18 protein-coding genes are annotated in these 20,342 nt (G+C 44.1%); 11 read left to right on the forward strand and 7 right to left on the reverse strand.

From position 1 onward, the window contains the following. Positions 1 to 690, forward strand: a complete 690-nt coding sequence (locus tag MMO42_RS14455; RefSeq protein WP_241321039.1) for an oxidoreductase — start codon at positions 1 to 3, stop codon at positions 688 to 690. A 20-nt stretch (positions 691 to 710) separates the two neighbouring features. On the opposite strand, the gene MMO42_RS14460 is transcribed toward MMO42_RS14455, so the two are convergent. Then, on the reverse strand, positions 711 to 2,216 hold the full coding sequence (locus MMO42_RS14460) for a PLP-dependent aminotransferase family protein (RefSeq protein WP_241321040.1): 1,506 nt from the start codon (positions 2,214 to 2,216) through the stop codon (positions 711 to 713). A gap of 38 nt (positions 2,217 to 2,254) precedes the next feature. On the opposite strand from MMO42_RS14460, the gene MMO42_RS14465 reads away from it, so the two are divergent. After that, positions 2,255 to 3,034 (forward strand): aldolase, encoded by a 780-nt coding sequence (locus MMO42_RS14465; protein WP_241321041.1) that lies wholly within the window; start codon positions 2,255 to 2,257, stop codon positions 3,032 to 3,034. Between the two features lie 5 nt (positions 3,035 to 3,039). Next, positions 3,040 to 3,921, forward strand: a complete 882-nt coding sequence (locus MMO42_RS14470) for a dihydrodipicolinate synthase family protein (RefSeq protein WP_241321042.1) — start codon at positions 3,040 to 3,042, stop codon at positions 3,919 to 3,921. A 61-nt stretch (positions 3,922 to 3,982) separates the two neighbouring features. Here the strand turns inward: MMO42_RS14470 and MMO42_RS14475 are convergent, their stop codons facing one another. Continuing rightward, positions 3,983 to 5,032 (reverse strand): AraC family transcriptional regulator, encoded by a 1,050-nt coding sequence (locus MMO42_RS14475; RefSeq protein ID WP_241321043.1) that lies wholly within the window; start codon positions 5,030 to 5,032, stop codon positions 3,983 to 3,985. A gap of 110 nt (positions 5,033 to 5,142) precedes the next feature. Between MMO42_RS14475 and MMO42_RS14480 the strand changes: the two genes are divergently transcribed. The 5 genes from MMO42_RS14480 to MMO42_RS14500 all read left to right on the forward strand — a co-directional run bounded on the left by MMO42_RS14480 (position 5,143) and on the right by MMO42_RS14500 (position 9,772). After that, a complete protein-coding gene (locus MMO42_RS14480) occupies positions 5,143 to 5,946 on the forward strand; it encodes an SDR family oxidoreductase (protein WP_241321044.1) in 804 nt (267 codons plus the stop codon). Then, the gene (locus tag MMO42_RS14485) at positions 5,943 to 6,689 is read left to right on the forward strand and encodes an acetoacetate decarboxylase family protein (RefSeq protein ID WP_241321045.1); all 747 of its coding nucleotides are present in this window, start codon (positions 5,943 to 5,945) and stop codon (positions 6,687 to 6,689) included. Before MMO42_RS14480 ends, MMO42_RS14485 begins: the two co-directional genes overlap by 4 nt. Before the next feature lie 14 nt (positions 6,690 to 6,703). After that, complete coding sequence (locus tag MMO42_RS14490; protein WP_241321091.1) at positions 6,704 to 7,564, forward strand: metal-dependent hydrolase; 861 nt, start codon at positions 6,704 to 6,706, stop codon at positions 7,562 to 7,564. 70 nt (positions 7,565 to 7,634) lie between these two features. After that, the gene (locus tag MMO42_RS14495; protein WP_241321046.1) at positions 7,635 to 8,864 is read left to right on the forward strand and encodes an NADH:flavin oxidoreductase/NADH oxidase family protein; all 1,230 of its coding nucleotides are present in this window, start codon (positions 7,635 to 7,637) and stop codon (positions 8,862 to 8,864) included. 32 nt (positions 8,865 to 8,896) lie between these two features. Beyond that, positions 8,897 to 9,772, forward strand: a complete 876-nt coding sequence (locus tag MMO42_RS14500; protein ID WP_241321047.1) for a metal-dependent hydrolase — start codon at positions 8,897 to 8,899, stop codon at positions 9,770 to 9,772. Positions 9,773 to 9,792: 20 nt separating this feature from the next. Here the strand turns inward: MMO42_RS14500 and MMO42_RS14505 are convergent, their stop codons facing one another. Beyond that, positions 9,793 to 10,419: a TetR/AcrR family transcriptional regulator gene (locus MMO42_RS14505; RefSeq protein WP_005292452.1), complete on the reverse strand. Its 627-nt coding sequence runs from the start codon at positions 10,417 to 10,419 to the stop codon at positions 9,793 to 9,795. 127 nt (positions 10,420 to 10,546) lie between these two features. Here MMO42_RS14505 and MMO42_RS14510 point away from each other — a divergent pair, with 127 nt between their 5' ends. Genes MMO42_RS14510 through MMO42_RS14520 form a run of 3 tightly spaced genes read left to right on the forward strand, consistent with a single transcriptional unit; the run spans position 10,547 to position 13,848 of the window. Continuing rightward, complete coding sequence (locus MMO42_RS14510; protein WP_241321048.1) at positions 10,547 to 11,386, forward strand: SDR family oxidoreductase; 840 nt, start codon at positions 10,547 to 10,549, stop codon at positions 11,384 to 11,386. Between the two features lie 12 nt (positions 11,387 to 11,398). Then, positions 11,399 to 12,886 (forward strand): NAD(P)/FAD-dependent oxidoreductase, encoded by a 1,488-nt coding sequence (locus tag MMO42_RS14515; RefSeq protein WP_241321049.1) that lies wholly within the window; start codon positions 11,399 to 11,401, stop codon positions 12,884 to 12,886. A 35-nt stretch (positions 12,887 to 12,921) separates the two neighbouring features. Beyond that, complete coding sequence (locus MMO42_RS14520; RefSeq protein WP_241321050.1) at positions 12,922 to 13,848, forward strand: alpha/beta hydrolase; 927 nt, start codon at positions 12,922 to 12,924, stop codon at positions 13,846 to 13,848. Positions 13,849 to 14,096: 248 nt separating this feature from the next. Here the strand turns inward: MMO42_RS14520 and adeC are convergent, their stop codons facing one another. From adeC to MMO42_RS14540, 4 genes are read right to left on the reverse strand one after another with little or no spacing between them, the layout of a single operon-like run. Then, positions 14,097 to 15,542 carry an AdeC/AdeK/OprM family multidrug efflux complex outer membrane factor gene (gene adeC, locus MMO42_RS14525; RefSeq protein ID WP_277603347.1) on the reverse strand — a complete coding sequence of 482 codons (1,446 nt, stop codon included), beginning with the start codon at positions 15,540 to 15,542 and terminating at the stop codon, positions 14,097 to 14,099. Further along, a complete protein-coding gene (locus tag MMO42_RS14530; protein WP_241321051.1) occupies positions 15,539 to 18,622 on the reverse strand; it encodes a MexW/MexI family multidrug efflux RND transporter permease subunit in 3,084 nt (1,027 codons plus the stop codon). Before MMO42_RS14530 ends, adeC begins: the two co-directional genes overlap by 4 nt. Before the next feature lie 13 nt (positions 18,623 to 18,635). Next, complete coding sequence (locus MMO42_RS14535; RefSeq protein ID WP_241321052.1) at positions 18,636 to 19,739, reverse strand: efflux RND transporter periplasmic adaptor subunit; 1,104 nt, start codon at positions 19,737 to 19,739, stop codon at positions 18,636 to 18,638. Next, complete coding sequence (locus tag MMO42_RS14540) at positions 19,736 to 20,164, reverse strand: DoxX family protein (protein ID WP_241321053.1); 429 nt, start codon at positions 20,162 to 20,164, stop codon at positions 19,736 to 19,738. The genes MMO42_RS14535 and MMO42_RS14540 overlap by 4 nt, the downstream gene beginning before the upstream one ends. Positions 20,165 to 20,342: the final 178 nt, after the last annotated feature.

The following is a 20,342-nucleotide window of genomic DNA, read 5'->3' on the forward strand; positions in this document are numbered from 1 at the left end:
ATGAGTAAGTTACTGCCACAATGGTTTCAATCCAAACAAAAAGTTCAGGCCTGCGTGGTGATTGTGGGCAATGATGTGCAAGCATTGAGTCAACTTTTTGCTGAGCAAGCTCAATATGGTGATATCCCTGTTTATCAACTCCAGCATGATGCGACCCAAACACAGCTACAAATTGAAGCTCAAGCAGAAGGACTGATCGGTGTGCGACTGAATCTGTTGGATGCTGCTGCGCTAAAAAAATGTATGCAACATATTCAAACAGCAGGGCATTTTGTCGATTTGTGTATTTTCCAACCTGACTTTGTATTCCCTGAAAATAGCCATGCATTGTCCGCTGCACAGCTTGAGTTCCATTGGCAAAACACTGGTCTAAGTGCGGTCAGTATTGCTCAAGTTGTGATTCGGCGGATGCTGCCCAAACAGCAAGGCACCTTGATTTTTTTAGGGCAGCAGCAGCCTGTTCAATCCGAGCAAGATTTATTCGGTCAAAGCCTATCTGACAGTATTCGAGCCTTGGCACAGTCGTTAGCCCGAGAGTTTCATCCCAAGGGAATTCACGTGGTCTATTGTGCGTTACCACATTGGCAAAGTGCCAATCGTGAGTTTATGCAATCGCTGCAACAGACCTGTTGGCATCTGTATCAGCAGCCTAATTCGACTTGGAGTCAGGAGTTGCGCCTTGGCGTATAAAACTTCGCTTTTTGAATCACTCATTGATTAGAGTCAAACGCCTCATAAAGCAGGCTGACCATGTGTGAAATTTCAGTTTCATTGATGGCGGCATAACCAAAACGGATATGAAAATGCTGATTTGATGCTTGGCTTTCAGCAGCAAAATGCGCTTCTGCATCAATATGCAGCTGATTCAAAAGTTCGTCATATTCAGCACGATAAGGAAATTTGAATTTGACCCACAGCGCCATCCCTCCCAACGGAGGGCTAATGTCTACTCGATCTTTAAATAAAGCCTTGAAGTTATTCACTGCAAAGTCACGTCGTTGTTGATAAATCTTACGCATTTTTCGAATATGGCGCTTAATTTCACCTTGTTGCATCAGCTCCGCCATCGCCAATTCAGTGATGATATTGCCTTGTTTATCAATCAATAATATGTCCTGATTCATGGCTTGGATGATGTCTCGATTGGCAACCACATAACCAATTCTTAAACTTGGGGCAAAGACTTTAGACAGTGATCCAATATGAATGACTTTTTCTGCATGCGGCAAGCTAATGAGTGGCGGAATCGGGCGGCTGTCATAATGAAATTCATGATCATAGTCATCTTCAATAATATAAAAATCAAAAGTTTTCGATAGTTCCAATAATTTTAAGCGCCGATCCATCGGCATGGTCACTGTAGTCGGATATTGATGATGCGGTGTGGTGTAAATCGCAGCGACAGCATGATTTTCTAATAGTTCTTCAAGATGCTCAATATCAAGACCATGTTGATCCAGCCGAACCCGAACGATGTGATAATGATGAGAAAGAAAGGTTTCAATCGCGGGGGGATAAGACCATTGCTCTACCACAATCACCTTGCGTTGAGGGGATTGTTTAGCAAGAACACGAGCTGCCAAAAAAATCCCCATTTGGCTGCCGCGAACCACACAGATATTGTCCACGCTGGTTTTGATAAAGCGCTCCATTGACAGCATTTGCAGCAATGCCTGACGTAATTCAATACTGCCTTGTGGATCGCCATAACCCATGATTTGAGAACGGGTCACTTGGATCAAAGCATGTCGATAAGCACGGGAAAATAGTTCATAAGGAATCAGTCGCGTATCTGGAATGCCATCATTTTTGATTGGTATTGGGCTTGCTGTGCTGAGTGAAGGCGTGAGTTTTGGCGCAGCATTCATTTTTTTATGTTTTAACTCAGGCAAATTTTCTGCCACAAACGTCCCTTGCCGTGGCTTGGAGATGAGCCAACCTTGCGCTTCTAAATCTTCATAAACCGACTGTACGGTTTTACGATTAATCTTTAATTCATCCGCAAGCGAGCGTGAGCCTGACAGGCGCGAACCTGAGCCTAACCGTCCAGACAAAATGTCTTCGATAATCTGATTGGCCAACTTAAGAAAGATGGTTTTTTCTTCTCGCTCTTCAAGATGAAGACGGATCTTCCATGGTTGCTGCATGCGGATCTGGACCATATAAGTTTTATAAACTGGATATTTTAACTCATCCACAGACTTCGTATTCTGCATCTGTCCCATCCACAAATCAACAGTAGCGAGGTGGTCTTATGCAAACCGCATTACTCAGCAAACAGCAATTGATGCAAAGCGCACAGCAGAACATGAATTTGATCCAAGAGATCAATTACACGGATCGACAGAAATTGGCGCTGACCTGTCGTATTTTATTTGATCATGGCCACGATGCAGGCTTGGCCGGGCAAATTACCTGTCGTGCCGAGCAAGAAAATACCTTTATCACACAACGTTTTGGTCTGGGTTTTGATGAAATTACCGCAGCCAATTTATTGGTGGTCGATCAAGACCTTAAACCTTTAGATCAGCAAGGTATGGCCAACCCAGCCAACCGTTTTCATACTTGGATTTACCAGCAGCATCCAGAAGTGAATTGCATTATCCATACCCATCCCACCCATATTGCAGCCTTGTCGATGTTACGTGTGCCACTGGCTATTTCGCAAATGGATACCTGTGCCCTCTATGAAGATTGCTCTTTTGTCGGTGAATGGCCAGGGGTGCCAGTCGGTAATGAAGAAGGCATTTTTATTTCTGAAGCACTGGGAAAAAATCGGGCGGTATTGTTATCTCATCACGGTCAGTTGGTGGCAGGCAAGACCATTGAGGAAGCTTGTAATTTAGCGTTGTTGATTGAGCGTGCAGCACGTTTGCAATTGTTGGCGATGTCAGCAGGGCAAATTCAGCCGATTCCACATGAACTGGCAAAAGAAGCACATGACTGGTTGTCTACTGATAAGCGAAACAAAGTCAATTTCGCCTATTACGCGCGTAAGGCTTTGAAAAACCATCAAGATTGTATCGAGGAGTGAACCACATGAAAATTGAAGGCATTATTGCTTATCCGGTGACACCATTTAAAGCAGACAGCCAAGAACTTGATCTTGAAGCCTTGAGCATGAGTTTGAATGCACTATTGCAATCGCAATGTGATGCGATTGCACCTTTGGGCAGTGCAGGAGAAAGTGCTTATTTGTCGTGGCAAGAGTGGCAACAGGTGGCGCAAACCACAATTGAAGTGGTGAATCAGCGTGTTCCCGTAATTCTTGGAATTTCTGAACTGACCACTGCAATGGCGATCCAAAAAGCCAAGAAAGCAGAGGAATTGGGTGCAGATGTGATTATGGTGATTCCAGTGTCTTATTGGAAACTCACTGATCAAGAAATTTATGATTATTATCAGCAGATTGCTGCATCGGTAAAGTTGCCGATTATGGTCTATAACAATCCAGCCACCAGTGGGATTGATATGTCACCTGAATTGATCGTGAAGATGTTTAACGAGATCGATAATATTTGCATGGTCAAAGATAGTACGGGTGATATTCAGCGTATGCATAAATTTCATGCTTTAACGCAGGGTCAGTTGCCATTTTATAACGGTTCTAACCCCTTAGCATTGGAAGCCTTTTGTGCTGGGGCGACAGGATGGTGTACTGCCGCACCGAATTTACTCGGTGTCCTGCCAAAGCAATTGTATCAAGCGATTCAACAGGGTGATTTGTCAAACGCACAGGCTCTATTTTATAAGCAACTCCCTGTACTGAGTTTCATTGTCAAAGGTGGCTTACCGAAAACAGTGAAATCGGGGCTCAATCTCTTGGGCTTTTCAGTTGGGTCACCAAGACAGCCTTTGCAAAGTGCGACAGCTGCTGAAATCGAGCAATTAAAAGGTTTGATACAGGCTGCGGTAAACTAAAACTGTTTTGAAGTTAGGTCGATGTGTGATCGCAATCGGCCTGACTTCACTTGTTCGTGTTTTAAATTTGGGTTTGACGAAATTGGCTCGGTGTCACACCACTCCATTTTTTAAAGGCACGGGCAAAGTTGGCAGGCTGTAGATAGCCTAAGTACAGCGCAATATCTTGTATTTCCATATGCTTGTTGTGCAGAAGTTTTTGTGCTTCCTGATATCTTATTTCATCTAATAGCCCCAGATAAGAATAACCTGCTTCATCCAAATGTCGTCGCAAGGTACGACTCGACATATGCAGACGTTCCGCAACATGATCTAGACTTGGATAACCTTTTTGCGGCATGAGAACTAATTCTGTTTTAACACGTAAGCCAATATCTTGAATGGTTTCGGAAAAGCGGATTTGTTCAGCTTCACATTGTGCTAAAGCCTGTTGAAAAGCAGTAGGATCTGCCATTTTGGTGGTATGGTTGAGGATGGATGCTGGGTAGCAAATCTGGTTTTTGGTTTGATCAAAATGGATTAGTGGAAGCTGAGTTTGAAATTGTTGATGGTAAGGTGGCTCAGACCAATCCACCTGAAGTTGAACATCTGAAAAATCACGCTCGGTTAGTGAGCGTCCCGTTTGTACAATACCAATCATCAGACATTCATAAAAAAATCGTCTTAAAATTTCCGCCTGTTCGGCATGCTGACTGACGACAGGATGGGTTTGCTTGATTTCAATAATGGAATGTTGTTCTTGTTCAAAAAAATCAATTCGGTAATCTTTGAGCCGCATATTGAAAAATTGTGTTGCGAGTTCAATCGACTGTCGTAAAGAAGCGCTGCTCATCAGAGCATAGCCCATTGGGCCATGGGCGGTGAGACGTAGTTTCAATCCATATTCATAGCCTAATCCTGCATCTTTGGCCAAGCTTAAACAGATCCAGGCTAATTTTGACCATTGCTTTGGGCTAATGCGTGCATCTAATTGATGTAGCAGGGAAGATGGGATTCTACTCTTCTGCAAAATTTCTGATGCCGAAAATTGCTTTTCAACCATAATTTCCAAGAGTAAATGCACATAAGAAATCGGAATACTGGCTTTGGATAAGCCATAGGGATCTTTCATTTCTTGTTTTAATTTGGCCGAAAATGATTAGCAGTATGGCTGAATTACCGCTCACGCTCAAGTTTTAGCTCTTAGATACTAGGATTATTCTATTGATCTGAGTATTGGTAATGAGTTTACCTCTTCCTATTAAAGATTCCCCCGTTGTAATTACCGGCGCGTCCTCTGGTATTGGAGAAGCATTGGCAAAACAATTTGCAGCACGAGGCTATTCACTTATTTTGGTTGCCCGACGTGTCGATAAATTAGAAGCACTTGCCAGTCATCTACGTGAAAAATACCAAGTTGAAGTTACTTTACGTCCTTGTGATCTTGCGGATCGTCAAGATAGAACCGCGTTCCGCAAAGAGTTAGAGCAGATCAATGTCGCTGTGCTATGCAATAACGCAGGTTTTGCCACTTTCGGACGTTTGCACGAATTGGATGCAGATCGGGAACGTGAACAGACCGAAGTGAATACGGTGGCAGTGCAGGATCTGACTTTAGCGGTATTGCCGAAAATGATTCAGCGTCGAACAGGTGCAATTCTGATTGTGGGTTCGACCTCAGGTCATCAACCAACACCAGCTAACGCAACCTATGCCGCAAGCAAAGCCTTTGCCAACTCTTTTGCTGAATCACTGCATAGTGAGCTGAGCGGCACGGGTGTGAGCTGTACCTTATTGGCACCTGGCCCAACCAAAACAGGGTTCAATGAAGTGGCAGGCATCAGCAAAATTGATGGAATTGGGGGCAATCTGGTCTGGGTGTCGGCAGAACGTGTTGCCAAAGAGGCGATTCAAGGCATGCAATGCAATCGTCGGATTGTGATTCCTGGATGGCTTGCTCAAGCCCAAACCCTTGGTGGACGCTATACCCCGCGCATCATCCTGTTACCGATATTAAAGCAAGTCTTTTCGAGGTTAAAAGCATGAGACAGTTGATTAATGACCTGCGAACACCCATCGGCCTTGCTAATCTGGGAAATAAGCTCTATCACAATGCGCAATATTTAACTGCTGTCGTCGAGGTGAATGAGAAGGCGATGGCTCGTTGGTTACCTGCTGGCATGAAGCTGGCCAAACCTGCCAGAGCGGATTTGTTTTGTGCCTATTTCCCAGAAAATGTCTATACAGGGGCGTATCACGAGGCAGGTTTATTTGTGCATATTCAGGTCGGCAATAAAACAGGCATCTTTTGCCCGTGGATGATCTTGGATGATGATCGCGCCATGATTATTGGGCGTGAATTGCTGGGTTATCCGAAAAAAATGGGGGAAATCAGTTGGGACAATAATGGTTCTCGCATTCTCAGTCAGGCATCGCGCCGTGGAACGGTCTTGATTGAAATGGAAGCCAAACTGGGTGAGTTAATAACGGATGCACCACCCATTTTAGGTTTGCCGCATCGCAATATGACAGGTGGTTTAGGCTTAGGTTTACCAAGAGAAGTGCGATTTACTCCAAAAGAACATCCTGTTGAAGTTCGCCGTGTCGAAATGAAATTACGCTTTACCGGTACGGTGAATGATCCTTTGCATGAAATGGGCTTAGGCAAGTTGGTGGATGCGCGTTTGCATCGGGTGGATTTGTCTGGTGGCCTTATTCCGCCCATTCAGATTCCACGGTTACGCACCCCATTATTTTTACTGCGCCAATTTAATCCGCGTGTTTTATAACGGAGGGTCAGGTGATGAATATTGTTGCTGTTTCTTCAAAGCCTACGATTGCTGACTATCGTCAAGTTTCTGCTTCGATTGAGATTCATGTACGTAACATGGATTTTTCTTTTCCAGATGAAATCCCAGAGTTTTGGTTTCACCAGAATCCTTTACTGAGCATGTTGCTGACTGCCTTATCCAGTGCATTTCCTGATGGAGAGCGGCAGTTTATTCATAGCGTGCGCCTTTATCAATCACAGATCAAAGATCCTGTTTTACTGAAACAAGTGCGTGCCTTTATTGGTCAAGAAGCACACCACGGTAAAGAACACGATGTATTGAATGCCATGATGCTGAAAAAGGGTTATCCAGTCGATCGAATTTATAAGCGATTTAAAAAGATGAATCGTTTGATGCAGACACAATTTTCTCCTGCGCATCAGTTGGCGTGTACGGTATGCATGGAGCATCTAACGGCAATTCTTGCGGATTATTTTATTGCGACTGCACCTGAAGATTTGGCTTTGTTTAATGCGCAGGTGAGAAAAATCTGGGCGTGGCATGCCATAGAAGAAACCGAACACAAAGCGGTGGCATTTGATGTGTATCAAAGTTTGGTTAATCGACCTTATTTCCTGAGGTTGGTGATGCTGGAAACAACTCTTTCTTTTGTGATGATCACTATGCGTGGAACCATCGAGCTTTTACAGCATTCAGGCAAACAAGATGATTTGAAAGGGCTATATCAAGGGCTCAGTTATTTGTTTGGACGAAAAGGTTTAATCAGAAGGATTGGCAGGCCGTATCGCGATTTTTTCTCAGCAGATTTTCATCCTTGGCAGCATGACAATCGTAATCAGGTCAATCGACTCAAACAGCAATATTTAGCGTGACCTTTTGGCATCGCAGAGGACCAGCAATCGCGTGGTTTATCTATACATGAATAATTTAGGAAGAATGAAAATGACACAATCTACGTTCTCAAATCCTGCTTTACAGCAACCGCTGCGTTTGGCATGTGGAACTAGCATTCCCAACCGAATTGCAAAGTCCGCCATGAGTGAACAATTGGCAGATCGACATGGCTCGCCGACCACTGATATACAGCAGCTTTATGCCGAATGGGCCAGAGGTGGAACAGGTCTGCTAATCACCGGCAATGTGATGATTGATCATCGTGCCTTTGTTGAGCCAAGAAATGTGGTTTTAGAAGATGAGCAATTCTTGCAGGCCCATAAACTCTGGGCACAAGCAGCACAGGCCAATGGCAGCAAGATTATTATGCAAATCAACCACCCAGGTCGTGTTGCGGTCTTACCCTTATTGAAAAAGCCCATTGCACCATCAGCAGTGGGGCTAGATTTGCCTGCAATGAATCTGATTCGTGTGCCACGTGCGATGTCTGAAACAGAAATATTGGAACAAATTCAGCGTTTTGCAACGACTGCGGCACTTGCTGTAAAAGCAGGTTTTGATGGGGTACAAGTCCATGCTGCCCATGGTTATTTGTTGTCGCAATTCTTATCACCTTTGGCGAATACCCGTACCGATCAATGGGGTGGAAGCCCAGAAAATCGCCGCCGTATTTTGATCGAAACGGTTCGAGTTGTGCGTCAAGCCATTGGTAAAAATAAAATTCTCAGTGTCAAACTGAATTCTGCCGATTTCCAAAAGGGGGGCTTGAGTCAGGAAGAATCGGTGCAGATTGCCTTGGCCTTAGAAGCTGAAGGTATCGATTTACTGGAAGTGTCAGGTGGGAATTATGAGTCACCAGCTCAATTGGGATATGCACCTGAGCGTCAGGCTCAGCGCGATGCCTACTTTCTTGATTATGCCAAGGCATTGCGTCAACACAGCAAATTACCATTGATGCTCACGGGTGGGTTACGCAATGTAGAGCTGATGAATCGTATTGTGGCTGATGGCACTGTAGATTTGGTGGGACTTGCTCGACCATTTGCAATGCAACCTGATCTAGCCAAACAGCTCTTGGCGGGTAAATCCGTTGTTGCTGATGCAAAAATTCCAGCTATTGGCTATAAGCCCGTCGATGCCTATCTGCAACTGGCTTGGCATGCCGCCCAATTCCGTCGTATCAGTCGTGGGCAAAAACCGAAAGCGATTAAGGGCTTGATCAAAACCTTGGTGGCCTTTGGTCCGCGTATGGGATTCAATATTTTGACGCAGGAATAGTGGTCACGAGCTTTTAGATCAGGAGCTAACTTATGAAAGGTTTAATCAAGGAAACCCATCCTATTATTCCTCGACGTCCAGTATTTGATTTTGCAGAAACACCGAGCCACTGGATTTATGATGATCCAATGGCAACGCAGATGCTGAATTTAATTAATCCGATTACCCCTGCACCTGAGCGTTGGTTCTGCCAGACTTTTAGAGATGCACTACCTTTTATTCAAGATGAGCAATTAAAAATAGCTGTGATTGCTTTCATTAAACAGGAAGGTGCGCATAGCTATGGACATACTTTAGGGACGCGGCATATCGAAGCCTTAGGGATTGATTTAAGTCGCTATAGTAAAATGATGAACTGGATATTTAACGACCTACTTGGCCCAAAACCATTGGGTTATGCATTAAAGCACACTCGGTTAAAATCCACGTGGTTAAACACACGCCTTGCCATGGTCGCAGCTGCGGAGCATTTAACCGGCGTGCTAGGACATTGGGTGCTCAATGCTGAGGGACTACAGCAAGCACCTGTCGATGAACAAATGCTACGTTTATTGCAATGGCATGGCGCTGAAGAAGTAGAGCATCGTGAAGTGGCAGATGCGATGTTTCGACACTTTAGTAATAATATTTTGCTACGCACGGGTGCAGCTGTTTTTACTTTTCCTTTATTTATTGTATTGGCCTATATCACCGTAGAAACTTTGGTGGCTAAAGACCCTCAATTGCCACATCGTTTTCGCTATAAAGATTATTTTCGTGCAGCGAGACAGGATCGCGTGCCGCGAGCAAGCTATATTGCACGTGCCTGTTTACGTTATTTTAACCCGAATCATAGTCCCTTAAATGAAGGCTCAACAGCACAAGCCTTGGCTTATTTAAACAATATGCCTGAGTTTAAGCCAACTTAGATAGGAACGCTTCTTTCACTTTAGGCGATGCCTGCCATCATCATTTGAATAGCAGCATCGCTATATTTTTTGAGCACATCAGAATCAGCAGGTGTGGATAAGAACTTAAATGCACCTGCGATAATCATACCGACGATGGCATGCCCAGTCATTTCGGTATCCAGATCCGCTTTTAAATAACCGCATTTAACGCCATTTTTTAAATAGTCTGCGGTAAGTAAGCCACCGAGGTGTAGCAGGTTATGCACCTGTGCTGTCATTTCTTTATCAATTGAAGTGGCTTCGAGCAGAATTAAGCGCACAGCGCGTGGGTTATCTTTGGCAAATTCCTGAAATTTACTGGAAATCCTTTCACATTGCGTTCGATAAGCGTCTAAGGTCGATACTGCATCTGGCGCATTTTCATCGGCCAACAAAGCTGTAATTTTAAACATGGTATCGACAATGACTTTATCCAGAATATCTCGCTTATTCTCAAAATGACGATAGAAAGTACCATGACCGATACCCAGTCTTTTGGCAATGTCAGAGATCGCAGTTTGATGATAACCGCGTTCAGAAAATTCCAAAAAAGCAGCTTCAATAATTTCTGCTTGTAATTGAATACGTTGGCGCTCAGCACGCGAGAGAGTTGTTTGATCATTCATGCCAAAAATTTTATCAGAACTTTATCGGAAATACGATAAAACAAAATTTAAGAAAATTGACACATCATTCCGCAAATGACATTATGTTCCGAATTGGTGATTTTTAACTCAACAAAGGATGTTTAAAATGGGGAATAAACTCAGTTTTTTAAACAAAGTTGTACTCATCACGGGTGGTGGGCGAGGGATTGGTTTAGCCACAGCAATCGCATTCCGAAAACTTGGCGCTAAAGTGGCAATCGGTGATATTGATCTGGAACTGGCGCAACAAGCGGCCATTAAAGTGCAAGGTTTTGGTGGCTATTTGGATGTGCGGGTACAAAACTCATTTCATGAATTAATTGAACAAATTGAAAAAGCACTTGGGCCCGTAGATATCTTGGTGAACAACGCAGGCATTATGCCGATGGGCGCAATGATTGATGAAAGCCCTGCGATTACTGATGCGCAAATTGATATTAATTTACGCGGTGTGATTCATGGCATGAAAGCAGTACTGCCTAAAATGCTGCAACGCCAAACAGGTCATATCGTCAATGTGGCTTCTCTCGCTGGTAAATATCCGATTCCAGGTGCCAGTATTTATTGCGCGACGAAATTTGCAGTGGTAGGACTCACTGCTTCAATGCAACAGGAATTAAGAGACACGCCGATTGGTGTATCCGCTGTTTTACCATCCAAGGTCTTAACCGAATTGTCCTCTGGAACAGGAGACAGTTTGCCGATTCCGACCGTAGAACCGCAAGATGTAGCGAATGCGATTATCAAAGCAGTAGCGCATAATCTGGCTGAAATTGCGGTGCCGAATTATTTAACCCATACCCCGAAAGCTTATGGATTGGTACCGCACTGGTTGAATACAGGGTTCCGTAAATTCATTGGGGATGATCGCATTTTAAAAGGTCTCGATCAGAATGATCGAAAATCCTATACCCAGCGTTTAAACCAATTGGCGCAATCAAAATAAGGATAAGCACTTATGGCTCAAATAGAAAAATTTCATGTGGTGATTATCGGTGCTGGTTTTGCAGGAATTGGCGCAGCGATTAAGTTACAGCAAGCAGGTTTCACCGATATCGTGATCTTGGAAAAAGCCGATGAAATTGGCGGTGTTTGGCGTGCCAATACCTACCCAGGCTGTGCTTGCGATGTTCCATCAGCGCTATATTCCTATTCTTTTGCACCGAATCCACAATGGAGTCGGGTCTTTGCACCGCAGCAAGAGATTAAGACCTATATTCAGACTGTAGCCAGACAATTTGATGTCGAAAAATATGTACGATTTGGTTATGAAATGCAGGAAAGTGCTTGGAATGATCAGGCCAAACATTGGGTCGTTAAAACCAATCAAGGTTTAATTCATGCTCGCTTTGCAATTATGGCGGGTGGACCAATGCATGAGCCTGTGTTGCCAAAAATTACTGGCTTAGAAAGCTTTAATGGGGTTCATTTCCATTCAGCAGAATGGAATCATGATTTTGATTTAACCGGTAAGAAAGTTGCCGTTGTCGGGGCAGGTGCTTCGGCAATTCAATTTGTTCCTGAAATTCAAACCAAAGTTGCAAAACTGACTTTATTTCAACGGACACCGCAATGGGTACTGCCAAAAATGGATCAGAGTCTACCCAAGCTTGCGCAGGCACTGTTTAAAGTATTGCCGGTCACACAGCGCCTAACTCGCTATGGCGTATATGGGGTGTTTGAATCATTAAATTCAAGCATGCATCATCCGAAATTGGTTGGTCAGATTGAGCGTTTAGCCAAGTGGAATATCCGTCTAGGGGTAAAAGACCCCGCATTAAGAGCAAAACTTTTGCCTGATTTTACCATTGGCTGTAAACGGGTGTTGCAATCGAATCAATGGTATCCCGCATTGGCACAATCGAATGTGGATGTCCTACGTAGTGGGGTAAAAGAAGTTCGCGGTAATACCGTGATTGCCAGTGATGGATCGGAACATGAAGTCGATGCCATTATCTTTGGTACAGGCTTTGAAGTGAGTAATCCACCCATTGCCAAGCAGATTCGCAATAAGCATGGCAAAACCATGGATGAGGTGTGGCAGGGCAGTGCCAAAGGTTATCTCGGTACTGTAGTTGAAGGCTGTCCAAATGCTTTTGTGATGTTTGGTCCTAATATTGCCGTGAGTTCATCAGCATTGATCATCATTGAGGCGCAATTGGCGTATATCTTGGATATGTTGAAGAAGGTGCAGGCACAACAGATTGAAAGCGTTGAAATTCGTACTGAAGTATTGCAGCAATATAATGATGAAATCCAGGCAGCATTAAAAAATACAGTCTGGAATACGGGTGGGTGCAGTAGCTATTTTATCGATCGTAATGGACGTAACAGTACTTTATGGCCGTGGACGACTTTTGAAATGCGATCCCGATTATCACAATGTGATCTCAAAGACTATGTACTTGGTTTTACGGATGTCGAAATCAATAAAAAAGCCAGTTAATTCAAAACTGTTTGAGGTAATGTTAGGAGGGATGAATGCAGCAGAAACTAATTGAAACGGGCCTGAAAATAGGTTTGCGGCTGAGTTTTAAGCTGGCCAGTGGTTTGGCTTTGCCTTTTCCTGTTTTGCGTACCGCAATGGAAGTGGGCTCAACTATTTTTAAACCAAGAGCCGATGTTTGGGTCAAACAGATTAAATTGAGAGACTCATTCGACCAACGTATTGTGCATGCTGAAGTTGCAACGCCTGAAGATGAAACTCATGGAGTGTTATTACACTGTCATGGTGGGGCATTTTTTGCAGGTTCATCGAGAACACATCGCGCTTTATCGACCGAGTTCGCTGTACGAGGCAAGGTAAAAGTGTATATGCTGGATTATCGTCGAGCACCAGAACATCCATATCCTGCCGCATTAAATGATGTTAAATCGGTCTATCAACATTTATTGAATGATGGTTGGAAGCCTGAACAGATTATTTTTGGGGGAGATTCTGGTGGTTGTGCTTTGGCCTTAGCCTTAGCCCTTGAACTGAGATCAGCAGGGCATACTTTACCTGCTGGAATGGTGATGATCTCGCCCTATGTTGATATCAGCTTAAGTTCAGCTTCTATTTATAAAAATGCCAAACGTGATCCGATGATTAAAAGCTATGCCTTGAAACGTGGTGGCGATGGGTATCGAGGGCAGTTAGCAGCCCGTAATCCGCTGATTTCTCCAATTTTTGCTGATTTAACCGATCTTCCACCGATGTTGATTCAGGCAGGAAGCGAGGAAATCTTGGTCGATGATGCGACCCATTTAGCTGAACGTGCCCAACAATCTGGTGTGCAGGTGAGTCTGCAGATTTATGAAAATATGTGGCATAACTTCCAGATGTTTAATCGCTTTATTCACAAGTCTGAACAGGCCTTAGATGAAATTGGTAGTTTTATGCAGAAGGTCTTAATCAAGGAGAAATAATTGTTTAGCGTTTTAACTTAAATTTTTAACAACGGTTCATTTTAATTTTAAAGCCTATATTTTTGATGGAGATGAAAGCCATCAAAATTTTAAAAATAAAAAACAGGCATGCAATTCGAATAAATTTAAAACGCATAACTTCACTGCGCATTCTTTTTTTATTCTGATCCATCTTAAACATATTGTTTATTTGTGGACATGTCGTGTGCTTCAAGAATAGCCTAAGCTACTCTTGAAACCTCTCAGGTTTATGATCGCGCTGAGCCTCCACCTAAGACTTTATACAGTTCAATTTGGTTATTGAGCTGAGCTTGTTCGAGTAACAATAACGCTTGTTCAGCTGCATAAGCAGAACGTTGAGCATCCAAGACACTCAAATAACTATCAATTCCTGTACGAAAACGAGCCATTGAGAGTTGATATGTTGCACGACTGGCATCGACTAAACGTCGCTGCGCTATCATCCGTTGGTCCATATTGGCACGAGTGGCGAGAGTATCATTGACCTCGCGAAATGCGGATTGAATCGATTTTTCATAATTCGACAGCGCGATTTGCTGCTCGATTTTTGAAATCTTGAGATTGGTTTGGCGTGTTCCCCAATCAAAGATCGGTAGATCCAGACTGGGGCCAATCGACCAGACCGCATGACCAGATTTAAACAGATCACTGAGTTTGGTCGAAGCATATCCCGTTGAGCCCGTTAAAGAGATGCTTGGAAATAATGCGGCTTTGGCAACTGCAATATTGGCGCCAGTTTCCTGTAATTGATATTCAGCAAGCTTGAGATCAGGACGATTATTGAGTAAATCACTGGGTAAGCCTGTGCCAAAAATGTCACGTGCCGTCATGGTTTTAATAGGCTGTTGTGCCAATAGATGGATTGGAAGCTGTTGACCGACCAACAGATTGAGTAAATTTTGTGCCTGAGCAATTTGGGTCTGATAACGTGCGGCGTCGTGACGCGCTGTTTCGACCGAGATTTCAGACTGGCGTAATGGAAGCTCACTTTCAATGCCTGTGCTGAAACGCTTTTGATTGAGCTGATAAGCATCAAGTTGGGTTTTAAGGGTTTGCTGGGTAAGTTTTAAATGTGCACTGGCAAAGGCGTAATCCAACCAAGCTTGACTGACTTGGCTGATCAGACTGATCTGCATTGCATCACGAGCACTTTGTGTTGCCAGATAGCGATCCAGTGCAGCACCTTTCAGATGACGTATTCGTCCCCAAAAATCCAGTTCATAAGCTGTGATTCCGAGACCCACTTGAAAAGTTGAGCTTGGATTGTTTGGATTACTGACAGAGACTTGGCGTGTCATATTGGCATTCGCACCAATGACAGGCAGCTGATTGTTTTGCGTAATTTGGTACTGTTGCTGTGCCCGCTGAATATTCAGCGTTACCGTCCGCAAATCACGATTATTGCTAAGAGCAAACTCAATCACTTGCACCAAACGAGGATCGGAAAGAAACTCCCGATAACCCTGTGTTGCAATCGAGCGAGCATTAACTTGATGGTTAAAAGTTTCGGCAATATTTGCTTGGATCATCGGTTTTTTGGGGCTGATATTTTGGCATCCACTCAGCGAAATGCCCAAAGTTCCGATCATCATTGCAATACTTGAAATTTTCGACCATGAATCGTGCTGATTCGACAGATTAGAGGGCATGCCGAAGGATAATTTTTTGTTCATGCTTTGTACTCCATCGCCTCAATTTTCTCTAGTTCCTGTACGCGAGCAGAGCTGTGGTTATGTTGTCGTGCCAGCAGACTATAAATGGTCGGTAACACAAACAGCGTAAAGAAGGTGCCAATCAACATTCCACATACAATCACCAAACCAAGACCAAAACGACTATGCGCGCCTGCACCCGTGGCAAACAGTAATGGAATAAGACCAAACACCATTGCTGCCGTGGTCATGAGAATAGGGCGTAAACGAATTTGCGCTGCCTTAAGAATGGCAGCTTGTTTGTTTAGCCCTTCATGGATTTGCAACTCATTGGCGAATTCAACCATCAAAATACCATGCTTACTAATCAGTCCAATTAATGTGACCAGACCAATTTGGGTGTAGATATTGACAGTGGCAAAGCCGAGTGCCAAAGGAATTAATGCTCCACAAATTGACAGTGGCACAGTAATTAAAATAATGAATGGATCAACCAGGCTCTCATATTGCGCAGCCAAAACCAAATAAATCACCACCAATGCAGCCATGAATGCAAATAACAGGGTATTTCCTTCTTGCATATATTGACGAGCATCAGCTTGCCAGTCATGGCTAAACCCTGTGGGTAGTTCGGTGGTGACTTGTTCAAGAAAGGCCAAGGCTTGACCTAGAGAAACACCAGGAGCTGGAATGGCTTGGAAGGTTGCAGCATTTTGTTGATTAAACTGTGTCAGCTTATTCGGTTCGACTGTTTCATTTAAATGCACAACGGTAGAAAGGGGAATCAGTGTGCCTTGATCGGTACGAATAAACTGACGTGTTAAGGCTTGCGGGGTTAAGCGTTGGCTATTGATACTTTGCGGAATGACATCATAGGCACGTCCCAGCATATTGAAACGATTGACATAGTTTTCACCCACCAAGGTTGCCAATGCCTCTCCAATATCTTGCATACGGATACCCAAACTATTGGCTTTGGCCCGATCTACCTCAATTTTCATCATTGGATTATTGAAATCCAGATCACTGTCGACCACCACAAATAGGCCACTTTCACGGGCTTTTTGTTTAATACTCTCCATGGCTTGGTAAATCGTTGAATAGTCTTGAGCACTGCGCAGTACCATCTGGATTGGGAGTCCACCGGTTGAACCTGGCAAAGCTGGATTTTGGAACACAAAAATACTGGTGCCTTCTACCGAACCAACTTTGGCTTGCAGTTCCTGCTGGATGTCATCGGCAGAGCGCGAACGTTCCGCCCATGTGGATAAGGTCGTGCCACCAAAGCTTGCCGCTGGACCATCGGTTCCATTGATAATCCATGTGGTACTGGTTTCGGGCAGTTCCCAGAACACTTTATCCAATTCATAATTGAAGTGTTCTGCATAATTTAGATTGGCATGTTGAGGCGCTTTAATTGCAGTGAGCACACTGGCTTGATCTTCCAGAGGCGCTAACTCTTTTTGTGGCAGTTGATAGAGCAAAGGCAGGCTGGCAAAAACAGCCATGGCAAAGACGACGGTAATCCAGCGATGTTGTAGTGAAAATTGTAGTAAGCGGTGATATACCTGAGTTAAGCGTTCGAAAAACCATTCAGCAGCTTTGGCCATTCGGCCTTCATCCTGTTTGGATTGCAGTAAATAAGAACTCATTACAGGCGAAAGGGTCAGGGCAATCAGCCCAGAAACCAGAACTGCACCTGCAAGCGTTAAGGCAAACTCTTTAAATAATGAGCCTGTTAGTCCCCCCATTAAACCAATCGGTGCATAGACCGCAGCGAGGGTAATCGTCATGGCGATCACGGGACCCGCGACTTCTCGCGCACCCATTAAAGCGGCTGCGATAGGAGACAGACCTTCCTCAATATGACGATGCACGTTTTCTACCACCACAATGGCATCATCCACCACCAATCCAATTGCCAGTACCATGGCCAAGAGGGTAAGTAAGTTAATACTAAAACCAAACAGCAGCATGAGCCCCAAAGCACCGAGCATGGAAAGCGGAATAGTCACCACAGGAATCAATACACTACGTAGCGAACCCAGACAGAGATAGATCACTGCAATCACGATAAGCAGTGCTTCGATAAATGTGTGTAGGACTTCATCAATTGAAGCATCGATAAATCGTGCAGTTTCATAGGCCAGATTGACCTTTACGCTGGGCGGTAAGGTTTTTTCGATCTCAGGTAACTTATCTTTAATGCCTTGTACAATAATAAGCGGATTACCTGTAGGCGTGGCTTGCAAACCAACGAAAATGGCAGGTTTACCATCCATTGAGGCACTGGTTTCAGTTGAAGCTGCACCGAGTTCAACGGTTGCTACATCCTGTAAATGAATGAGGTTTTGACCATCATTGCGAATCACCAGATTTTTAAAATCCTGAATACTGGTGAGATTGGTGGAAACATTGACATTGGAAACCACCAATTCGCCTTTAACCTGACCAGGCGCTGCTTGATAGTTATTTTGTCGAATGGCATTGGCAACATCAGCCGCAGTGACACCGCGACTAGCCAAGCGATCTGCATCCAGCCAAATACGCATGGCTAGACTTTGGCTGCCATAGGTCTGTACTTTGGCTACACCATCAATATTTGACAGCATCGGCTCAACCACTCGTGACAGATAATCCGTCAATTCAGGCATAGACAGTTGTTCGCTTGAAAAGCCAATATAGGCGACATCCGTCGATTCACCCGATGAACGTTCAATTACGGGATCAAATGCCTGTTCGGGTAACTTGTAGCGAACCTGATTCACTTTGGCCATGACTTCAGTTAAGGCTTGGGTTGAGTCACGATTTAGCTGCATGCGTAACGTGATACTACTACGCCCTTGCACTGAGGAAGAACTGAGATAATCAATTCCTTCAACAGAGGAAACCGCTTGTGCAATCGGTTGTGTAACGAAGCCCTGCATCAGTTCAGCAGATGCGCCAGGATATTCGGTACTGATGTTGATGGTGGAGCTTTCAAGCAGAGGATATTGGCGAATCGGCAATTTATTCAGGGAAAATAGGCCAGCCAACAAAATCAGCGTACTCACAACCAAGGCCAGTACAGGGCGTTTCACAAAAAGATCGGTAAATTTCATGCTAGGTCGCTCCTTAGATTTTGGCTTTTGCTAAGGTGGATTGCGACTGTTGCAAGGTGTCTTCTGTTGCTTCAACCTGCATACCATCGCTTAATCTCAACTGACCAGATACGACAACTTGATCGCCTGCTTTAACACCAGATTGAACTTCGACCCAACCTTGATGACGCTCACCAAGCTCTACTGCCACACGTTGTACGGTAAGTTTCTTGTTGTCATGTTTAACTAGAAAGACTGTATTGCCATAAGCGGTATAGGTAATCGCAGTTTCAGGCAGCACGAGACTCGGAAGATTGGCTTCTTGTATGTCCAATTTTGCATACATTCCTGGCTTTAACTGCTGATGCTGATTATTGAGCGTGGCTTGCCCTGTGATCGTTCTTGATTTGGAGATCATGGGTTCAATCGCATTCACAACCGCAGAGAAACTTTGCTCGGGAAATGCATCTATTTTAAGTTGCACCGATTGCCCCGTTTTTAAACGGGCCGCCAGTTGTTCATCCAGTGTGAAATTGGCAAGCAGTTGTTGGGTATCGACCAAATTGGCAATGCCTGTACCTGCCTGTAGATATTGGCCTTGGTGGACTTGACGTATTCCAATAATTCCCGAGAATGGTGCACGGATTGATTTCTGTTGAATGGTCGCTTGCAGTTGCTGAATTTCGGCACGCGTCATATCTCGATCGGCCAAGGCGGTATCCATTTCCGCACGCGAAATCGCATGGCTATCGATTAACTGTTTGGTCCGGTTATAGGTCATTTCGGCCTGTTTCAGCTTAGCTTGCAGTTGACCTAGATTGCCTTGTTCAACATTGGTTTTGAGCTGAACAAGCAATTGTCCTTTTTTAACGTACTGTCCAGATTGGAAATAAATTTGTTCAATGACACCTGTGCTTTCAGATGAAACTTGGACTTGTCGTATCGCCTCTAACTCGCCAATACTGGATAATGTTCGAGGCGTAATCTGTTGTTTGACAGTGCTGAGTGCAACTTTGACAGGTGGGTAGCTATAAGATGAAGGACTGTTTGCTGAACGTGATTTAAAATAAAAATAAGCTGCAACAGCAATGACAACTAAAATCATGATGATGAGCAAAATACGCAGTTGAGTTTTCATGCGAGTACTCCACAGAGCTTAAGCTGTTGACGAAAATGGCTGGCAATTGCAGTCCCGATAAGACCACCAATCACCGAGATATGTTCAAGCGCGAAATAGAGAGAAATTTGCGCTTGCAGACCAGACATGTTCCAGAAGGTATGTACGATAAAAATCGTCACTGTTAAAAAGACTGAAAGTAGGGCAGCACCAAGCCAGATATGGCGATCAAACAGAATGCAATAGGCACCAGCCAGTAGAATCAGCGCAGAGCCATAATTAAACAGCCAAGTGGGTTCTAAACCCGCGGCTTGCATTTCTTGAAATCCCGCTTCCACATCGAGCACTTTGCTGAGGCCTGAGCTGAAAAATAAAAGTGCCAGACAGCATCTGGACAGTGTCCATAACCATTGGCTTTCCAAACTCAATTTAATGAAGTAAGGCATGAGCGTTTTTCCCGAAGAATCAGACTGAATGATGAAAAACATTAAAAATTAATTGCTTATTTGCATTTACGAATGCAGTGCCAAGCAGTCTAAAACCTCAAGTTATATTTAGGTCAATGGGTTTTGATGAGAAAAATGAGTCATTAAAAGGTCGGTTTAAAAGTGGAGTAAGAGGCGT

It is taken from the genome of Acinetobacter sp. ANC 3882, assembly GCF_022549545.1.
GTDB lineage: Bacteria > Pseudomonadota > Gammaproteobacteria > Pseudomonadales > Moraxellaceae > Acinetobacter.